Origin of the sequence: [Ruminococcus] lactaris ATCC 29176 (assembly GCF_025152405.1) — a bacterium.
GTDB classification, from domain to species: Bacteria; Bacillota; Clostridia; order Lachnospirales; family Lachnospiraceae; genus Mediterraneibacter; species Mediterraneibacter lactaris.
The window spans coordinates 1,899,433-1,917,656 of sequence record NZ_CP102292.1; the positions used below are offsets into that span (position 1 = coordinate 1,899,433).

Annotated in this window: 22 protein-coding genes; 4 read left to right on the forward strand and 18 right to left on the reverse strand. The window is 44.2% G+C overall.

The annotated features are described in order from the left end of the window. Positions 1-15: 15 nt before the first annotated feature. From NQ541_RS08870 to mtaB, 7 genes are all read right to left on the reverse strand, one after another. The gene (locus tag NQ541_RS08870; RefSeq protein WP_005612809.1) at positions 16-657 is read right to left on the reverse strand and encodes an O-methyltransferase; all 642 of its coding nucleotides are present in this window, start codon (positions 655-657) and stop codon (positions 16-18) included. A 2-nt stretch (positions 658-659) separates the two neighbouring features. Beyond that, a complete protein-coding gene (locus tag NQ541_RS08875) occupies positions 660-2,330 on the reverse strand; it encodes a ribonuclease J (protein WP_005612808.1) in 1,671 nt (556 codons plus the stop codon). 46 nt (positions 2,331-2,376) lie between these two features. Continuing rightward, positions 2,377-2,847 (reverse strand): Fur family transcriptional regulator, encoded by a 471-nt coding sequence (locus tag NQ541_RS08880; RefSeq protein WP_023921206.1) that lies wholly within the window; start codon positions 2,845-2,847, stop codon positions 2,377-2,379. Between the two features lie 38 nt (positions 2,848-2,885). Beyond that, on the reverse strand, positions 2,886-3,146 hold the full coding sequence (locus NQ541_RS08885; protein WP_005612805.1) for a DUF1292 domain-containing protein: 261 nt from the start codon (positions 3,144-3,146) through the stop codon (positions 2,886-2,888). Further along, positions 3,133-3,579, reverse strand: a complete 447-nt coding sequence (ruvX, locus tag NQ541_RS08890) for a Holliday junction resolvase RuvX (RefSeq protein ID WP_005612804.1) — start codon at positions 3,577-3,579, stop codon at positions 3,133-3,135. Before ruvX ends, NQ541_RS08885 begins: the two co-directional genes overlap by 14 nt. Positions 3,580-3,586: 7 nt before the next feature. Continuing rightward, complete coding sequence (locus NQ541_RS08895; protein ID WP_005612802.1) at positions 3,587-3,850, reverse strand: IreB family regulatory phosphoprotein; 264 nt, start codon at positions 3,848-3,850, stop codon at positions 3,587-3,589. A gap of 134 nt (positions 3,851-3,984) precedes the next feature. Next, entirely contained in the window at positions 3,985-5,301 is a 1,317-nt protein-coding gene (gene mtaB / locus NQ541_RS08900) for a tRNA (N(6)-L-threonylcarbamoyladenosine(37)-C(2))-methylthiotransferase MtaB (protein WP_005612800.1), read from the reverse strand. A 113-nt stretch (positions 5,302-5,414) separates the two neighbouring features. Here mtaB and NQ541_RS08905 point away from each other — a divergent pair, with 113 nt between their 5' ends. Beyond that, positions 5,415-5,648 carry an HPr family phosphocarrier protein gene (locus NQ541_RS08905; protein ID WP_005612798.1) on the forward strand — a complete coding sequence of 78 codons (234 nt, stop codon included), beginning with the start codon at positions 5,415-5,417 and terminating at the stop codon, positions 5,646-5,648. A gap of 148 nt (positions 5,649-5,796) precedes the next feature. Here NQ541_RS08905 and thiI read toward each other — a convergent pair whose 3' ends face one another. Genes thiI through NQ541_RS08930 form a run of 5 tightly spaced genes read right to left on the reverse strand, consistent with a single transcriptional unit; the run spans position 5,797 to position 10,893 of the window. After that, on the reverse strand, positions 5,797-6,990 hold the full coding sequence (thiI, locus tag NQ541_RS08910) for a tRNA uracil 4-sulfurtransferase ThiI (RefSeq protein WP_023921203.1): 1,194 nt from the start codon (positions 6,988-6,990) through the stop codon (positions 5,797-5,799). A 27-nt stretch (positions 6,991-7,017) separates the two neighbouring features. Further along, a complete protein-coding gene (locus tag NQ541_RS08915; protein WP_005612794.1) occupies positions 7,018-8,175 on the reverse strand; it encodes a cysteine desulfurase family protein in 1,158 nt (385 codons plus the stop codon). Between the two features lie 56 nt (positions 8,176-8,231). Further along, the gene (locus tag NQ541_RS08920; protein WP_005612792.1) at positions 8,232-8,981 is read right to left on the reverse strand and encodes a 16S rRNA (uracil(1498)-N(3))-methyltransferase; all 750 of its coding nucleotides are present in this window, start codon (positions 8,979-8,981) and stop codon (positions 8,232-8,234) included. Positions 8,982-9,006: 25 nt separating this feature from the next. Continuing rightward, positions 9,007-9,963, reverse strand: a complete 957-nt coding sequence (gene prmA / locus NQ541_RS08925; protein WP_005612790.1) for a 50S ribosomal protein L11 methyltransferase — start codon at positions 9,961-9,963, stop codon at positions 9,007-9,009. Beyond that, entirely contained in the window at positions 9,964-10,893 is a 930-nt protein-coding gene (locus tag NQ541_RS08930) for a glycoside hydrolase family 25 protein (protein WP_005612789.1), read from the reverse strand. Positions 10,894-10,952: 59 nt separating this feature from the next. Between NQ541_RS08930 and NQ541_RS08935 the strand changes: the two genes are divergently transcribed. Together NQ541_RS08935 and NQ541_RS08940 are read left to right on the forward strand one after the other, a co-directional pair. After that, the gene (locus NQ541_RS08935) at positions 10,953-11,216 is read left to right on the forward strand and encodes an HAD hydrolase family protein (RefSeq protein ID WP_081442977.1); all 264 of its coding nucleotides are present in this window, start codon (positions 10,953-10,955) and stop codon (positions 11,214-11,216) included. 134 nt (positions 11,217-11,350) lie between these two features. After that, complete coding sequence (locus tag NQ541_RS08940) at positions 11,351-11,965, forward strand: SGNH/GDSL hydrolase family protein (protein WP_005612785.1); 615 nt, start codon at positions 11,351-11,353, stop codon at positions 11,963-11,965. Positions 11,966-12,132: 167 nt separating this feature from the next. Here NQ541_RS08940 and NQ541_RS08945 read toward each other — a convergent pair whose 3' ends face one another. From NQ541_RS08945 to NQ541_RS08970, 6 genes are all read right to left on the reverse strand, one after another. After that, the gene (locus NQ541_RS08945) at positions 12,133-13,815 is read right to left on the reverse strand and encodes a glycoside hydrolase family 13 protein (protein ID WP_023921195.1); all 1,683 of its coding nucleotides are present in this window, start codon (positions 13,813-13,815) and stop codon (positions 12,133-12,135) included. Then, a complete protein-coding gene (locus tag NQ541_RS08950; protein ID WP_005612782.1) occupies positions 13,808-14,224 on the reverse strand; it encodes a PTS sugar transporter subunit IIA in 417 nt (138 codons plus the stop codon). The genes NQ541_RS08945 and NQ541_RS08950 overlap by 8 nt, the downstream gene beginning before the upstream one ends. A 19-nt stretch (positions 14,225-14,243) precedes the next feature. Next, complete coding sequence (locus tag NQ541_RS08955; RefSeq protein ID WP_005612780.1) at positions 14,244-15,128, reverse strand: PTS system mannose/fructose/sorbose family transporter subunit IID; 885 nt, start codon at positions 15,126-15,128, stop codon at positions 14,244-14,246. Then, positions 15,112-15,906, reverse strand: coding sequence for a PTS mannose/fructose/sorbose/N-acetylgalactosamine transporter subunit IIC (locus NQ541_RS08960; protein WP_005612777.1), 795 nt, complete (start codon positions 15,904-15,906; stop codon positions 15,112-15,114). The genes NQ541_RS08955 and NQ541_RS08960 overlap by 17 nt, the downstream gene beginning before the upstream one ends. A 73-nt stretch (positions 15,907-15,979) precedes the next feature. Further along, a complete protein-coding gene (locus NQ541_RS08965) occupies positions 15,980-16,438 on the reverse strand; it encodes a PTS sugar transporter subunit IIB (protein ID WP_005612775.1) in 459 nt (152 codons plus the stop codon). Positions 16,439-16,545: 107 nt separating this feature from the next. Further along, positions 16,546-17,559: a LacI family DNA-binding transcriptional regulator gene (locus NQ541_RS08970; protein WP_023921187.1), complete on the reverse strand. Its 1,014-nt coding sequence runs from the start codon at positions 17,557-17,559 to the stop codon at positions 16,546-16,548. 489 nt (positions 17,560-18,048) lie between these two features. Between NQ541_RS08970 and NQ541_RS08975 the strand changes: the two genes are divergently transcribed. Then, on the forward strand, positions 18,049-18,219 hold the full coding sequence (locus NQ541_RS08975; RefSeq protein ID WP_005612771.1) for a hypothetical protein: 171 nt from the start codon (positions 18,049-18,051) through the stop codon (positions 18,217-18,219). Positions 18,220-18,224 lie beyond the last annotated feature (5 nt).

Genomic DNA, 18,224 nt, shown 5'->3' on the forward strand with positions numbered 1-18,224 from the left:
TTTTGTTCCTTCCTGCTATTTCTTTATACTTACCGTTACACCGTCTCCCAGCGGGATGATCGAAGTAACCAGCTCTTCATTATGCTTCAATTCATAAAGATACTCTCGCATCCTTGCATGGATCGTCCTGTTCCTCCGTTCCACGGCAAATCTTGATTCTATAATATCTCCATCCTGCATGACGTTATCTGATACAAGACAGCCTCCCTTTGCCAGGAGCCGCATCACTTCCGGAAAATAGTGGATATACTGGCCTTTCGCTGCATCCATAAAAATAAAATCATACTCCCCGGTCAACTCTGTAAGCACTTCAGCCGCATCTCCCTCGATCAGAGTGATCCGGTCAGCTTTTCCTGCTCTCCTGAAATTTTCACGGGCAATGGGAATCCTTTTTTCATAATTTTCTATTGTTGTAATCCTGCACTCTTCCGGTGCATATTCACTCATCAATAACGCAGAGAAACCTACGGCAGTTCCCACTTCAAGGATATGCACAGGTTTTTTCAGCATAAGGAGCGTCCTGAGGAAGCTCTGCATCTCCCGCCGGATGATCGGAACGGAATCTGCACGTGCCTCCTTTTCAATCTGCTCCAGTATTTCACTGTTCTCTGTATCCATAGAATTGATGAATGTAATGATACGTTCATCTACTATCATATCTACACATCCACATCCATGATAATCGGAATCACCATAGGTCTTCTCTTCGTCTTTTTCCAGATATAATCATTCATTGCATCCCGGATCACCAGCTTGATCTTATTCCAGTCCGTATGCTTTCCTCGCAGGCACTTATCCAGTGCATCGGCCACTGCCTTTCTTGCATCTTCCATCAACTGTTCTGACTCACGGACATATACAAATCCTCTGGAAACAATATCCGGTCCTGCAAGCAGACGGTTCGTTCTTCGTTCCAGTGTCAGGACAACGATAATAATTCCATCTTCCGCAAGATGCTGTCTGTCTCTCAATACGATATTTCCAACATCTCCGACACCTAATCCATCTACAAGAATAGCACCTGTATGCACCTTGTCCACTACTTTTGCCGACTCATCACATAACTCCAGTACATCACCGGACTGAATGATAAAGACATTCTCTTTCGGGATTCCCAAAGAGGTTGCCACACCTGCATTTGCTTTCAGATGGCGGTATTCACCATGAACCGGAATCGCATATTTAGGCTTCACCAGTGAATAAATCAGCTTCAGTTCTTCCTGACATGCATGCCCTGATACATGAGCATCCTGGAAGATAACCTCTGCTCCCTTTGCTGAAAGCTCATTGATGACTCTTGATACAGACTTTTCATTTCCCGGAATCGGATTGGAGCTGAAAATAATCGTATCATTCGGCTGGATCGTCACTTTCCGATGCACGTCTGCCGCCATACGTGACAGAGCAGCCATGGATTCTCCCTGACTTCCTGTTGTGATCAGCACCATCTTCTCCGGTGGATAATTCTTCATCTGGTCGATCTCGATCAGCGTATTCTCAGGGACATTCAGATATCCCAGCTCCGAAGCCGTTGAAATGATATTCACCATGCTCCGTCCTTCAACAACAACTTTTCTTCCGTATTTATAGGCAGAGTTGATGATCTGCTGTACACGGTCTACATTGGACGCAAAAGTAGCAATGATCAGACGGGTATTCTGATGCTCCGCAAAAATATGGTCAAAGGTGATACCAACAGTACGCTCAGACTGGGTAAATCCCTTGCGTTCTGCATTCGTACTGTCTGACATCAGGGCAAGTACCCCTTTCTTTCCGATCTCAGCAAACCGCTGCAGGTCGATCGCATCTCCGAAAACCGGTGTATAATCCACTTTAAAGTCTCCTGTATGGACAACCACTCCTGCCGGGGAATAGATTGCCAGTGCGGATGCATCCTGAATACTGTGGTTCGTCTTGATAAATTCGATTCTGAACTTTCCGAGATTGATAGACTGTCCATGACGGACTACTTTTCTTCTTGTACTGCGGAGCAGATTATGCTCTTTTAATTTGTTCTCGATAATTCCCATTGTAAGCTTCGTGGTATAGATCGGGATATTGATCTCCTTAAGCACATAAGGCAATGCTCCGATATGATCCTCGTGTCCGTGGGTGATCACGAATCCTTTCACTTTGGAAATATTATCTTTCAGATACGTGACATCCGGGATGACCAGGTCGATTCCAAGCATATCATCCTCCGGGAATGCAAGTCCGCAGTCCACGACAACAATACTGTCCTCGTACTCGAACGCAGTAATGTTCATACCGATCTGCTCCAGACCGCCAAGCGGTATGATACGCAATTTTCCATTATTCTTTTTTTTCAAAAATAAAACACCTCCATAAACCTTTTTCTTTATTGCTTTTTACATTTTATTTCTCTTCATTTTCCTTTTTCTGACATTTGCTGCACAGACCATAAAACTTCAGTTCATGATCCAGTACATGAAATCCGGTCGCTTTTTCGATATGCTCTTCCAGATCATCCAGAAGATCATCATCAAACGGAACTACCTTATTGCATCTTTTACAGATCAGATGATGATGGTTATGCCGGGTATCTCCGTTCAACAGATGTCCGATCTCATACCGCACGCATCCATCCCCGAAATCAATCCGGTCCACCAACTGCATATCCAGTAAAAGCTGCAGGGTTCTGTATACCGTTGCAAGGCCGATCTCCGGGTTGTCCACAGACACTAGCTCATAAATATCCTCAGCCGTCATATGACGTCCGCCATTCTCTTCAAGAACAGATAAGACCTGCAGCCTCTGATGAGTCACTTTCAGACCCTTTCCTCTTAATTTCTCTTTCAGTAATTCCTGCGTCTTATCCTGTCCCATCTGTATCCGTTTCCCCTCCATCGGTCTTCAAAAAACTGTTACATCTCTATACTTACATCTTCCAGCAGTTCTTCAAATACTTTAGATACTGCCAGAAGCTCTGTATCATCCTCAACGATCTCATACATCTTATCCGTCTGCTCTTCCACGCCCGTCTCCTTTAAGATCAGGCATTCTGCATCATCCTCTTCCGAATCTGTCACAAGAATATATGTAGCTCCGTTGATCTTTGTCTGCTCAAGGACGAAAAACTCGTCCTCACCATTTCCGTCTCCAAACGCAAATTTAATCTTCTCCATCTGCTCCGTTCCTCATGCTTAATAAATCCAAATATCCCTGCAATATAAAAACCGCCGCAATCTTATCAACGTACTGCTTGCGGTTTTCCCTTCTTACACTGCTCTCTATTAACGTACGCTCTGCTGCCACTGTCGTCAGACGCTCGTCCCACATAACTACTTCCAGACCCGTCCTTCTCTCCAGCATCGCCTTAAATTCCAAAGATTTCTCAGCACGTTCACCGACATCATTATTCATATGCTTAGGAAATCCGAGTACGATCTTTTCTACCTCGTACTCTTTAATTAATTGTTCAATTCTGGCACAAGTCTTTCGCAGCTTATTCTCTTCTTTCCGCTGTATCGTCTCGATCCCCTGTGCGGTGATCTTCAGTGCGTCACTGATCGCAACGCCCACAGTCTTTGTGCCGTAATCCAGTCCCATGATCCTCATATTCTGATTATTCCCAAGAATTATGTTCGATATACGCTTTCAGTAATTCTTCTACCAGTTCATCACGCTCTACCTTCATCACAAGGCTTCTCGCACCGTTATAACTGGTGATATAAGTCGGATCTCCAGACATAATATACCCTACGATCTGATTCACCGGATTATATCCCTTTTCCTTCAGAGCCTTATATACGATATCAAGAATATCCTTCGCAGAAATCTGCGGTCCCGGCTCTACCTGAAAGAACTGCGTATTACTTAAATCGCCCATTTTTCTTCCTCCTGTCTTGCTTTTATCTGTCTGTCACACCCCGGATGCTGCCTGACCCGGAAGTCTGCAATCACACTGGTCTCCTGACTGAAACCGATGCCTTATCTCAAGTTTAATATAATTCACCCTGAAATTCAATGAATAATTTGTAAAGCATCTTCAATTTGAACTTTTACGATACAATTTCTCAGGTTTTCCCTGCTTTGTAGTGCAATTTTTATATATTCTTTTGTATGTCCTGTCCAAAAGATTTCTCCGTTCCTTTCGATTTCCTCTTCCACCAGAACTTCAACTTCTTTTCCAATAAAGCTTTCCTCATAAGCTCTCCGCTTCTGCTCACCCATTTCGATCATTTCAGCACTCCGCGCAGATTTTTTTCCCTCACTTACCTGATCCGGCATAACTGCTGCCTTTGTCCCTTCTCTTCTCGAATACTTGAAAATATGGGTTTCATAAAAATCAATCGAATCCACAAAGTTCCTGGAAGCTTCAAATTCTTCCTCCGTCTCTCCCGGAAAACCGACGATCACATCGGTTGTCAATGCCGGATTTTCAAAATACTTTCTCAGGATACCACAACGTTCTGCATATTCTTCGCTTGTATATCTCCGGTTCATACGCTTCAATGTCGCATTGCAGCCACTCTGCAGTGAGAGATGGAAATGTGGACACATCTTTGGTAACTTTGAAATTGCTTCTGCAAATTCTTCTGTGATAATTCCCGGTTCCAGTGAACCAAGCCGGATTCTCTCGATCCCCTCGATCTGATGAACCGCCCGGATCAGATCCAGCAGATGTCTTTCTTTATCAAAATCAATTCCATAGGAACTTAAATGGATTCCCGTAAGGACAACCTCTTTGTATCCATTTTCTGCCAATGTCCGGACCTCTTCCGTTACATCTTCCATGGAACGGCTGCGGACTCTTCCTCTTGCATAGGGAATAATACAGTACGTGCAAAACTGGTTGCATCCATCCTGTACTTTGATGTATGCTCTCGTATGATCTCCCGGTCTGGTCAGATTGAGGGATTCATACTCCTTTGTATGCCCGATATCTTCCAGTTCCACATCCGGCAGTATCTCCTTTTCCCGCCCGCTCTCTGCACGGGACTTCCTATATTCATCCAGTATCCTGATCAGATCTTTCTTTTTATTATTTCCAAGCACGATATCAATACAGGAATCCACTTTTCCCTCCTGTGCCTGCACATAACATCCCGCTGCAACAACCACTGCATCCGGATTCATTTTCCTTGCCCGGTGCAGCATCTGACGGGACTTTCGGTCTGCAATATTCGTCACGGTACAGGTGTTGATCACATAGACATCTGCCCCCTCTTTAAACGGGACAATCTCATATCCGGCCTTTTCCAGCATTTCCTGCATAGCCTCAGTTTCATATGCATTTACCTTGCATCCAAGGTTGTGCAATGCAGCTTTTTTTGACATAGTTATTACCTCTTTTTTCCTCTAATGTTCCTTGACTTTTACTTTATCATCCCTTAGAATATACATAGGTCGTAACAGACCTCAAATATTGCAGATTCAAGGAGGGATTTGAAATGAAGACAGTACAGATTTCATTAAATTCAATCGACAAGGTTAAGTCATTCGTTAATACTATTACCAAGTATGACAATGATTTCGATTTAGTATCCGGAAGATATGTTATAGATGCCAAATCAATCATGGGAATTTTCAGTCTTGATCTTTCCAAGCCGATTGATCTGAACATCCACGCTGACGGAAACGTTGATGAAATTCTTACAGCACTTGATGCTTATATCATTAAATAAGCATTCAGGATAAACCAAATATTTGCCGATTTAAGAGGAAAGCCCTGAGAGGACTTTCCTCTTTTTATTATGCGGGCAACATGCCAGACTCCATGCCTGGCAACTGCCGCGATAATCAGCGAAACCTGTAAAGCGTGTTTCTCACGGTTTATGCTTCATTCTGACGGATCCGGATCACTTCTGCTGTCTCAATCGCCGTCTTCATCAGATCATCGATCACATCGGTCAGATTCAGTTCAGACTTCTCAATTCTTTCAAGGTTCGGTTTCGTCACCGGATGCTTTGCCACAAAGATCGTACAGCAATCCTCAAATGGCTGGATTGATGTCTCATATGTGTTGATCTTCTCCGAAATCTCCACGATCTCCTTTTTGTCAAATCCGATCAGCGGACGGTAAACCGGAAGCGTACAAACCGCATTGGTCGCATTCAGACTCTGCATCGTCTGACTTGCCACCTGACCGATACTTTCTCCGGTGATCAGCCCAAGACATCCGTCTTTCTTTGCAAAATGCTCGGCAATTTTCATCATATAACGACGCATAATGATCGTCAGCTCATCATGCGGGCATTTTTCATAAATAGCAAGCTGGATATCCGTAAAATTGACAACATGCAACTTGATCGGTCCTGCATAGGCAGATACCAGGCGTGCAAGGTCAACTACCTTTTCTTTCGCTCTCTCACTCGTATACGGTGGTGCATGGAAATAAGTTGCCTCGATCTCAACGCCTCTCTTGGCAATCATATAGCCGGCAACCGGACTGTCGATTCCTCCTGACAGAAGCAGCATGGCACTTCCATTTGTACCGATCGGCATCCCTCCTGGTCCCGGAATGATCTTTGAATAGATATAAACTTCTTCCCTGATTTCCACATTCAGTCTCACATCCGGATCATGCACATCTACCTTTGTCTCCGGGAATGCCTCCAGTACCGCTTCTCCCACTGCACAGTTGATTTCCATAGAATTGACCGGATAACGCTTATTTGCTCTTCTTGCCTCCACTTTGAAAGTAAGGTTCTTATCCTCATAGACCTGATCCACATAGGATACAACATCTTTCTTTAACTGCTCCAGTTCAGCCACCGGAACGCGTACAACCGGACAGATTCCCACGATGCCAAAGACCTTTTTCAGGCTTTCTACCGTTTCCTCAAAATCGTATTCTCCCTCACAGTCCACATAAACTCTTCCATGGCACTTATGAACCAGAAATTCTCCGTCTGCTCCCTGCAGGGCATAACGGATCTGACGCACCAGTGCATCTTCAAAAATATAACGGTTCTTTCCCTTGATTCCAATCTCTCCGTATTTGATCAAAAATGAATGAAATTTCATCTGCTTTCTCCTTCTCTTCTTATACACTTAGTGTCTTGTATATCTTCTCAGCATCGGAACACACTTATAAAGTGTCTCCAAAAGATAGTCAATCTCTTCCTTTGTTGTAAACTCCGACATACTGATTCGGATGGTTGCATCCAGGTATTCCCTCGCTGCCCCAATTCCTTTTAATACTCCGCTGACTGCCGGATGGTTTGAAGCACATGCTGATCCGGACGATACATAGATTCCCTTGTCCTCCAGTGTATGCAGCAGAACCTCGCTCCGTACCCCGGCTACACCCAGGCTGATGATATGCGGAGCACTTCCCTCATCCGCCACTCCATGGATCACAGTATTTTCCATCTGACCGATCTCACTGATAAAGTATTCTTTTAGTTCTCTCATCAGGGCAGTCTTGATATCAAAATCTTTGTATGCAAGCTCAGCCGCAAGACCAAGCCCTGCAATTCCAGGTACATTCTCTGTACCGGAACGGATATCCCTCTGCTGGCCACCACCGAACAGAATCGGCCTGATCTTCACTTTCTCACCAATATATAAAAATCCCGTTCCCTTCGGTCCATGGATCTTATGTCCGCTGACACTGAGCAGGTCAATTTTCTGACGTTTCGGATAGATCCGGTATTTTCCAAACCCCTGTACCGCATCTGAGTGGAATAAGATCGACGGATTATAATCTTTCACGATCGACGCTGCCTCTTCCACTGGCTGAACTGTTCCCACTTCATTATTCACATACATGATCGATACCAGGATCGTCTCCGGGCATAACGCTTCTTTTAATGCATCCAGCTTGACCCGTCCGCAGCAGTCTACCGGCAGATAGGTCACACGGAAGCCTTCCTCTTCTTCCAGATACCGCATCGTATTTAAAATGGCGGGATGCTCGATGGACGTAGTGATCAGATGATTCCCTGCCCGTCTATTTGCTCTTGCACATCCGATCAGTGCAAGATTATCGCTCTCCGTTCCACCTGAAGTAAAAAAGATCTCTTTTGCATTTACTTTCATAAGCTTTGCCAAAGATTCTTTTGCTCCTTTGACATAATGCTCTGCATCCACACCCTTGCGGTGCATGGATGACGGATTGCCGTAGTCCCGGCACATCACTTTATATACAAGCTCTCCCACCTCAGGATATGCCATTGTCGTGGCAGAATTATCTAAATAAGCTTCCATTTTCCCTTTCCTTTTCTTCTCTTTCTATATAAAATATGTTCTTTTCTCTGAGAATGCTACTGAACCTCTGCACACTCCAGATGATACATCAAAATTGAAAGTGTCGTAATTCCTGCAGTTTCTGTTCTCAGTATCCTTCTTCCAAGTGTGACCGGAACGGCTCCTGCATTTCGTGCCTGCCCGATCTCCTGCTCTTCAAAGCCGCCCTCCGGGCCAATGAAGATTCCGACAGACTGTCCCGGTCTGATCGCTTCGATTATGCTCATCGTTGCCTTCATGCCTTCTTCCAGTTCATATGGAACAAGGATCACATCCAGCTCTTTTGCGAACTCCAGTGCCTCGGCATAGGTCTTCACGATCTCCACTTCAGGAATCAGACCTCTGCCTGACTGCTCCGCAGCTCCCTTTGCGATCGCCTGCCAGCGAATCTGCTTTTTCCCGGCCTTTTTCTCATCCAGCCGGACAACTGAACGCTTTGCCGCAAATGGAACAATGCCGTACACTCCCAGTTCTACCGCCTTTTGAACGATCAGTTCCATCTTATCCCCTTTGGGAAGTCCCTGGAACAGCCAGATCTTTGACGGAAGTTCTGTATCTTTCTCCGTCTTCTCCCGGATCTTCAGCACAGCCTGATTACCTTCATACCCCTCTATCTGACACAGGTAAGCATTTCCAGTCCCGTCACTGACCTGTACCTCTTCGCCTTCTTTCATACGGAGGACATTCTTCATATGATTGACATCGGATCCTTCCAACCGGATCTTATCTCCCTGAACCCAGGACCGATCCGCAAAAAAATGCTGCATTCCATTCTCCTTTTACTAATTTCTTTTAATTCCTTTTTCTTGCAGTTACACACACCCACTCGCCCTGATAGGTCACATCAATGAGTTCCAGTCCCGCCTTTGCCACTGCCTCTTTTACAGTTTCTTCCTTATCATCAATAATTCCGCTTGTAATATAAATTCCGCCCGGTTTAAGCTGGTTTACGATCACCGGGGTCAGCTCTACCAGTACCGGTGCCAGGATATTGGCAGCCACGATATCATAACATTCATAACCGACCTTGTCCTGCACTGCTTTATCATCAATGATATTTCCGATCATGACTTCATACTTGTCTCTGGAGATCCCGTTATTCTCCATATTTTCATAGGTTGCATCGATCGCACATGGATCAAGATCTGTTCCCACGGAATGTTCTGCCCCGAATTTCAGTGCCAGCATTCCAAGAATACCACTTCCGCATCCTACATCAAGAATCTTCGTCTTCTCCGTCACGTACTTTCTGATCTGCCGGATACAAAGCTGGGTTGTCTCATGCATTCCTGTTCCAAATGCCGTACCCGGATCAATATGGATGACCATTTTATCCTCATCGGACGGCTTTACATCCTCCCAGGACGGGATGATGAGGATATCATCCACATAGAACTGATGAAAATACTTCTTCCAGTTATTGACCCAGTCCACATCCTCCGTCTCGGATTCTTCAATCGTGCATTCACCGACGTTCACATAAGCAGACATCTCTTCTAATTCCTTTTTTACATTCGCCAGCACAGCTTCTGTGTCTGCCTCTTCTTCCAGATAAAAACTCAGATATGCCACTCCGTCATCCGGCTCGATCTCCGGAAGGATATCAACGAACATCTGCTCCTTATCTGATTCTGTCAGCGGGATCTTATCTTCAATCTCCACACCTTCGATCCCAAGATCTGCCAGCATACTGCTGACGATATCTTCTGCTTCTGTCGTTGTCTTCAACCGGAATTTATTCCATTTCATTTAATTTTCCTCCTGAAACCATAAATCTAAATCAACATGTCCTGTGATCCCGGGTACTTCTCCCGTCTCACTGTACTGCCACATTTTAAATGCATACGGACACTGTGGCTCTTCGTGATAATCCGCATACCAGAAATCATATCCTTCAAGTTCTTCCAGCTTCAGCGTAAATGCCATCCATTTCATATTGGCATAAATCATTGCATCGTACCCCTCTGCTTTGATACTGTCGCAAAATACCTTACAGTAATTTGTGAAATCTTCCCGTGTATTGGAATCGGTTCTTGCCTCATCCCCTTTGATCTCTTCTGTATCAAATACAACCGGTGCTGTGATGTCATACTGCCTGATATGCTCCAGTACAAAATCTGCCTCTTCCACTGTCTCGGACAAAGTTGTTGCCTGTGAAAAGAAATAAACTCCTACTTCCAGGCCGGCTGACAATGCACCCTGCACATTTTGGTCAAACATATCATCCAGTACTAGAACACCACTCTCTCCGTAGGCACGATATCCCAGCCGTACGATCACAAAATCAATCCCACTTTCCTTTACCTGCTGCCAGTCTGTATCCTCGCCCTGAAATTCAGAAACGTCCACACCCAGCTTTGAAGAAATATGCTTCTTCGTATCTGAATAAGTCTTATATCCGCTTTCCGGGTCCGTCACAAGATTCTTAAAATTATACGGGTTCTTTGCCACTTCGTCAAGCAGCTCTGCCTGATAAGAATTTCCTTCCACATCCTCAAAAGTATAACAGGTCGTATCGGATGAGGACTTTTTCACCTGCTCTTCATTCTCTGCGGCATCCGCAGCTTCTTTCCAGCCTTTTGTGCCTGCTTCTTTTTCCGCATCACCTGCTTTACAGGCCTCGAAAGAAAGCAGCAGAAAGAAGAGGAGCAGCACCCCCGCTCTGATCTTTTTTATCATTCTCTACACTCCATCTTTATTTTCAGCCTTAATCTTTATTTTACCACTACAGACGGCTTTTGCAAATACCCCATACCTGCAACAACGGAACTTCTTTTGTCCTCGCCTCTGCACGTTATCCTGCTGCCATTGAACTGATCATAAGTAACTATGGACTTACCTGTTCCATCATAGCCTTCTCAGGAGGACTGATCCTGGACGAAAACCGTTCTGTTCTTTATGAAAAAGGCTTCACAGCAAAGGACGCGGCTTATACCCGATCTGACTGGATTGTAAAAGATCCCTCAGACCCAAGAGTCCTTTTTTATCACAGCAGACAATGATCAGGATGGAATTGCACTTGCACTGAAGCAACTGGATCTCTGAAAGTTCTCATATATGACACTTGACATTTCTCTTTCTTCGCTTTAATATACTATTCATATATGATTAGTATGTTTATAAAGGAGTTGACGTTATGAATATTTTATGTTTTGGAGATTCAAATACTTATGGATATTGCCCTGACGGATCAGGACGCTTTGATGCAGATACCCGTTGGACCGGTCTGCTTCAGAAAAAGCTTGGAACCAATGACCGTATTATTGAAGAAGGTCTCTGTGGAAGAACTACCGTCTTTTCCGATGAATTGCGGGAAGGCCGCCGTGGACTGGATACGATCGGTATTCTCCTGGAAAGCCATGCCCCTGTGGATCTGCTCATCCTGATGCTCGGAACCAATGACTGCAAGACCCGTTACAACGCCTCTGCCGGCACGATTGCCAAGGGACTGGAACAGGTCATCACCAAAGCTCAGAAAAGTTCTCCCCACCCTTTTCGTCTTCTCGTGATCTCACCGATCCTCCTTGCTCCCGGTGTCGGCGATCCTGGATTTGACCCGGAATTTAATAAAGGTTCTGAGCTTGTCTCTCAGAACCTTGCCACTGAATATAAAAAAATTGCTGCCCGGTATCACGCTGATTTTCTCGATGCTGCCTCTGTTGCCAATGCCAGTGAAACCGACCGTCAGCATCTGGATGCTCTGGGGCATCGGCTTCTGGCTGAAGCAATCTATAAAAAGATCACCACTTAAGCAATGGTTTTTGGGAGAACTTGATTGCAATTTAAACGACATAGCTTTGGAAATCAGCAACTTACTCAGCCTTGAAACGGATTTATTTGCAAATCAGGTATAACTGCAAAAAATCCTTGCAAAAAAAGATGTAACCCCATAATCGGGATTACACCATTTTTCTTACCTCATTTTGTATAGTATACATAAGCCCCATAAGGCTTCATTGTGATCTTTGATGCAAACTTTTCAGGAGCATCTTTATAATTGGAAATTACAAGCTCACTTCTCTCTGCTTTTACAGACTCATCCACCTCGTATTCCACTGTCTCATCCGTGAAATTGCAAAGAACAATCAGACTTTCTTTCTCTCCTTTTCTCAGGTAAGCATAAATCTTTTCATTCTCTGCATCCAGCAGTTCATAAACTCCATCCGTAATAATCGGAAGTTCATGACGCAGGGCAATCAGCTTCTGATAGTAATAGAAAACAGAGTCACTGTCTGCCAGAGCATTTTCTACATTGATCTTTTTATAATTAGCATTGACACGAATCCATGGCTGTGCTTCGGAGAATCCGGCATTTTCAGAAGCATCCCACTGCATCGGAGTTCTGGCGTTGTCTCTGGACTTCAAATGAAGTAAATGGAGGGTATCTTCTTTTGAAAATCCTTTTCTTTCTGTAAAATCTTTAAAGATATCCAGTGCTTCTACGTCTTTGTACTCCTCGATCCTTGTAAAATCTGCATTGGTCATTCCAAGCTCTTCCCCTTCATAAATGTAAGGAGTTCCCTGCATCATATGAAGACATGTTCCAAGCATTTTTGCCGAGATTTCTCTGTATTCTTCTGAATCGTTTCCAAAGCGTGTCACAGCTCTCGCCTGATCGTGATTGCACCAGTACAGACTGTTCCAGCCATTGCACTCATGCATCTTATCCTGCCACTGCGTCATGATTTTTTTCAGTGCCACAAGAGGCACACGATTCGTTGCATATTTTCCATTCTCATCATAATCCAGATGCATATGGTCAAAATGAAAGACCATGTTCAGTTCTTTTCTTGATTCATCTGTATAAAGAGCCGCCTCATCTGCATTGGTATGCGGTGCCTCTCCTACGGTCATAATATCGTATTTACTCAATACTTCCCGGTTCATCTCCTGGAGAAATTCATGTACTCTCGGTCCATTTGCACATCCGGCATAATAACTTCCGTAAGCTTTATTTTGAATCACCGGCCCGTCCGGAAAACTCTGATCTTTCGAAAGAAGCGAAATTACATCCATCCGGAATCCATCGATTCCTTTATCCAGCCAGAACCGCAGGATATCATATACTTCCTGCCGCACTTTCGGATTTTCCCAGTTCAGATCCGGCTGCTCTTTTGCAAAGCAGTGCAGATAATACTGGGCACGCTCCTCTGCATACTCCCAGGCAGATCCGCCGAAGCTGGATCCCCAGTTATTGATTACTTCGTCTTTCCATATATAGTAGTCGCTGTAAGGATTGTCCTTACTTTTTCTTGATTCCTGAAACCATGGATGCTGGTCAGAGGTATGATTTACAACCAGGTCAAGAATGATCTTCAGACCTGCCTCATGTGCTTCTGCAAGCAGATTTTCAAAATCTTCCATGGTACCAAATGTCGGCTCGATCTCTCTGTAATTGGAAATATCATACCCGTTATCCACCTGCGGAGACGCGTAGATCGGATTCAACCAGAGAACATCCACCCCCAGCTTTACAAGATAAGGAATTTTTTTGCGGATTCCATTCAGATCCCCGATCCCGTCTCCATTTGAATCACAAAAGCTTTTCGGATATACCTGATATACTACACTCTTTTTCCACCATGCCGTTTTATTACTCATCTTCGTCATCTCCATCATCTGCTATATCATTGACATATTTTATTTCATTCTTTGCTTCTTCCACCATCTCACGCATCCGTTCCACCGTGATATATTCTCCCTGCGGCTCCATGGCTACCTGAAATGCAAGTGGAAGGTTCATACCACTCACAATGTGCGTATGCGGTCTGTTGCGATAACGGAAAAACTGCTGGTTCACACTTCCTGAAGTCAGGTCTGTCAGAACGATCACTTCATCTTCCTCTGCAAATCCTTTCATCAGTTCATCGACTGCCTCTTCCACCGGCTGGTTATCCAGATAGGCAGAGAGTGCAATCGTCTCCTGCACTCCGCCTGAAACAAAATTCAGAGTATCCTTTAATCCATCTGCCATCTTATGATGAGATGCTGTAACTAAAATTCTTTTCATAGATATTATTTCCTTTCCGCTATACTGTGAGGATTCCAAAGAAAGAGCATACCAGTGCAATAACAATAATCAGAAGGATCAGTTTCGTTGCTGTCCACTTCTTATTTCCGAGCAGCTTGTAGACAAGTGCTGTCAGAAGTACCGGAAGCAGGGATGGCATGATCCTGTCAAGTATATCGGTCTGAAGTGCCAGTGAAACTTCCCCGACTTTAAAATTTAATGCTGTTGTCATTTTTACAGAAGAAGCGATCAATGCACCGACAACACTCAGTCCCATGATAGAAGCGGCTTCTGTAAATGTCGTAAGGCTTTTTCCAAGGTTTGTGATCAGCTTTGTTCCTGAAGTATATCCCACTTCAAACATTTTTCTCTTTACAAACCAGAAAATGATGTTTGCAATAAACCAGATGATCGCACCCAGCGGATTTCCCTGCTGTGCCATATATCCTGAAATAGATCCCATGATCGTCGGCCAGAGAACCCATACCAGCGTATCACCAACTCCGGCAAACGGTCCCATCAGACTGGTCTTTAACGACTGTACTGTCTCTTTCGCCTCGATGCCGTCCTTCTCTTCGATCGCCAGTGTCGCACCCAGGATCATACTGGACATGACTGTTGTGGAATTGAAATAATTAAAATGGTTGTTCAGTGCCTCTTTGTATTCTTCATCTTTTTTATAGATCTTACGAAGTACCGGTGCCATTGCCCATGCTACAGCCGGACCCATCTGGGATTCGTAATTGAAAATGTTACATGCCATAAAGTTATATCTGTCGGCTGTCTTTTTCAGATCTTTTTTTGTTACCTGATAACGCTGCGTTCCATCATTCAGGTTCAGCTCAACACCTGTGCTGCCTGCTTTATTTACTGTATTATTTTCCATCTTACTCATCAAAATCATCTCCCATCTCATCCACTGTTGTAACAGCTACTGCTTTCTCTGCCTCTGCGGCTTTTTTCATTTCTGTCGTAAAATACCAGAATGCTGCGGCAAATCCGACAATCGCAATTCCGAGTACCGGCATGGACAGATAAGCTGAAAGTACAAATCCGATCAGAATAAATGGAAGGAATTTCTTAACCGGCATATAACGCATCAACATTCCGATACCGACTACAGGAAGCATTCCTGCTGCAATGGACAGCCCGTCTGTCACCCACTGTGGGATCACATCCAGGATAAAATTCACTACATTTGCACCAAAGCATACAACGATCACTGTTGGAATGATTGTCTGAAGGGAACAGAGCAGCGGTCCGACCCATGCGATCCGGTTCATGTTTTTCCATTTTCCTTCATTATTATCACTCTGCATCTTATGTGCTACAAAGTTATTTACAATACGCACTACAACTTCTAACTGGATCGCAAGAAGTCCAACCGGAAGTCCAACACCTACAGCCGCATCAATTCCCGTTCCTGTGCGGACTGCGATAAATGTACCGATAATTGTTGCAAGTCCGTAATTTGGGGCAGAAGCTCCTCCAAGTGCTGCCACACCAAGCGACATCAACTGGAATGTACCTCCGATCATAAGACCTGTATTTAAGTCTCCCATGATCAGACCTGAAATTGTACCAACGATTACGGAGAACCAGGACATAACAACCGGACCATTCTGGTCGATCGTCATGTACCCTGCCAAAAGAATGATTAATATATCCTGTATGATATGCATATCTGTCACCTCTCAATTTTTTACTTATCTGACACTGATCTTTTCTTTTTCTGAATCAATATATTTTTCTGAATCAGTATGCCTCTTCTGCATCAGTCGGAACATACTGGATCACGATCGGAACACCCTTGCTTCTGATGATTTCAAGATCTGCTTTTTCTTTCTCATTCAGTGCAATAAATTTTGTGACCGGTGTTCTTCCATTCTCATTGAAAATAATTCCAAGATCTACTTTCGGGATCTCGACGCCGCCTTCCATCAGACGGATCAGTGTCTCCGGCTCTTTTACAAGAACGAACACTCTCTGTCCGTCATATTTACCGGCTTTAAAATTGGCGATTGCTGTCTCTGTGCTGATGACAGACACTCCTGTTCCTGCCGGCTTTGCCATTCTCATACTTGCCTTGATCTCTTCGTTATTGCAAAGCACATCATCTACCACCATAAATCTTTTTACCTGAAGATGTGGTGCCCACTGGTTTACGATCAACCCATGAATCAGTCTCTGATCAACTCTTGCTAATACTACCATTTTCTTTTCCTCCTTGATTTTTGCTTTTTTGGTATCGTTACCAATTTGTTTCTTTTAAAAACCAGCACTGGATTTCGTACTGGTTATTTACTAAATTACTGCTGCCCTCAGGCTGACTGCCGGATCACTAATTCAAGATCCAGTTCTTTGCGGATCGTATCTTCCGCTCCGTCCCTGAGCTGACGGATCATTTCTTTTGCCGCATACTCGCCTTCCTGAGCAATCGGTTGACGGATCGTCGTCAGAGGAATCTGTATGCAGGATGCCAGCGGCTGGTCATCCACTCCCAGAATTGCAATATCTTCCGGGATCCGGATTCCATTTGCAAGTCCTTCGATCACCATTCCGGCTGCCACTTCATCACTTCCTGCAATGACTGCATCCGGTCTTTCCTGCAAAGAGAGATTTAAGATCTTTTTCATCACTCTCTTTCCATCTTCCATCGTATGTATTCTCGTAAACATCTGATCCGGGTCAGCACTTTTTCCCGCCTTGCTTAATGTCTCAATAAAACCTCTGTAGCGGTCACTGTCGATATTCAGTCCCTTTGGCTGTAAAACCAACGCTTTTGCTCCTGTACAGTAAGCGATTCTCTGATGTCCTTTACCTAAAAGATACTCGGTTGCTTTTTGAAATCCCTCATATTGTCTTCCACAGATCATTGAGATCTCATGGTCTTCATTGTACTCATTACATGCAACCAGCCTGCCATACTGGGTAAACTTCCTGATCAGTTCCCACTGGTTCTCAATCGCACAGAGGATTGCACCGTCTGCGTGCTGCATACGAAGCAGATTCAATGCTTCTTCCTCTCCTGCCCGTTCTCCGTAAGTCTGGATGATCAACGTCCTGTATGCATATTTGCTGCATGTTCTTTCGATTGAATCAACCAGATGAGCAAAAAAGTTATTCGTGATCGTCGGAACAACCACAGCCACATTTCCTGAACCGGAACCTCTCATCTGTCTTGCTGCCTGCAGGGGACTGTATCCCAGTGCATCCATCGCCTCCTGTACCCGCTGTCTTTTTGCTTCTGATACATGAGGCTTATTATTGATAACTCTTGATACGGTAGAGACTGATAATCCTGAAAGCTTTGCCACATCTGATATCGTTGCCAATTTATCATCTCCTTGTTGTTGCTACTGTATTTCTTTGTTGTGATTACACAATACACCCTGATTTTCGATTTGTCAAAGCTATTTTTGGTATCGTTTTCAATTTTGGAATTTTACACAAAGACGGGAATTGATTTTTGTAAGATTTCACGAAAAAACAGGAGGATTTTTTAAGAGAAAAACCAGTCACCTCTTCCTCCAGGTCACCGGCTTATAAACCAGAACTATATACTCACTCTGTTTTTATCACATCACAACTGCTCCAGCAATCCCTGAAGCCCTTCTTCCTCGTAAATCTGCTTATAATAAGTAATTTGCCATTTCTTTTTTCTGTATGATATAATGAGCGTTAACGATCAGGAGAAAGCATTGCTTTTTCAGTGCGAGTGGCGAATGACGATCATGATCGCTGCAAAGCAGCTCCAGGCATCATCGATGCCGATCATGATATAATGAGCGTTAGCGAGCGAATGAAAGAAAGGAGATTTCAAAATGCTGGTATGCGATTACATTGTTGAGCAGATTGACGGAGATTATGCTCATTTAAGACGAACTGATCTGCCGGATGAAGAATTGAAACTTGTTGCCAGGGCATTGCTCCCTGCAGAAATCGTTGAAGGATGTACGCTGCATTATGAACTGATGCAGTATACCATCCTATAAACTCA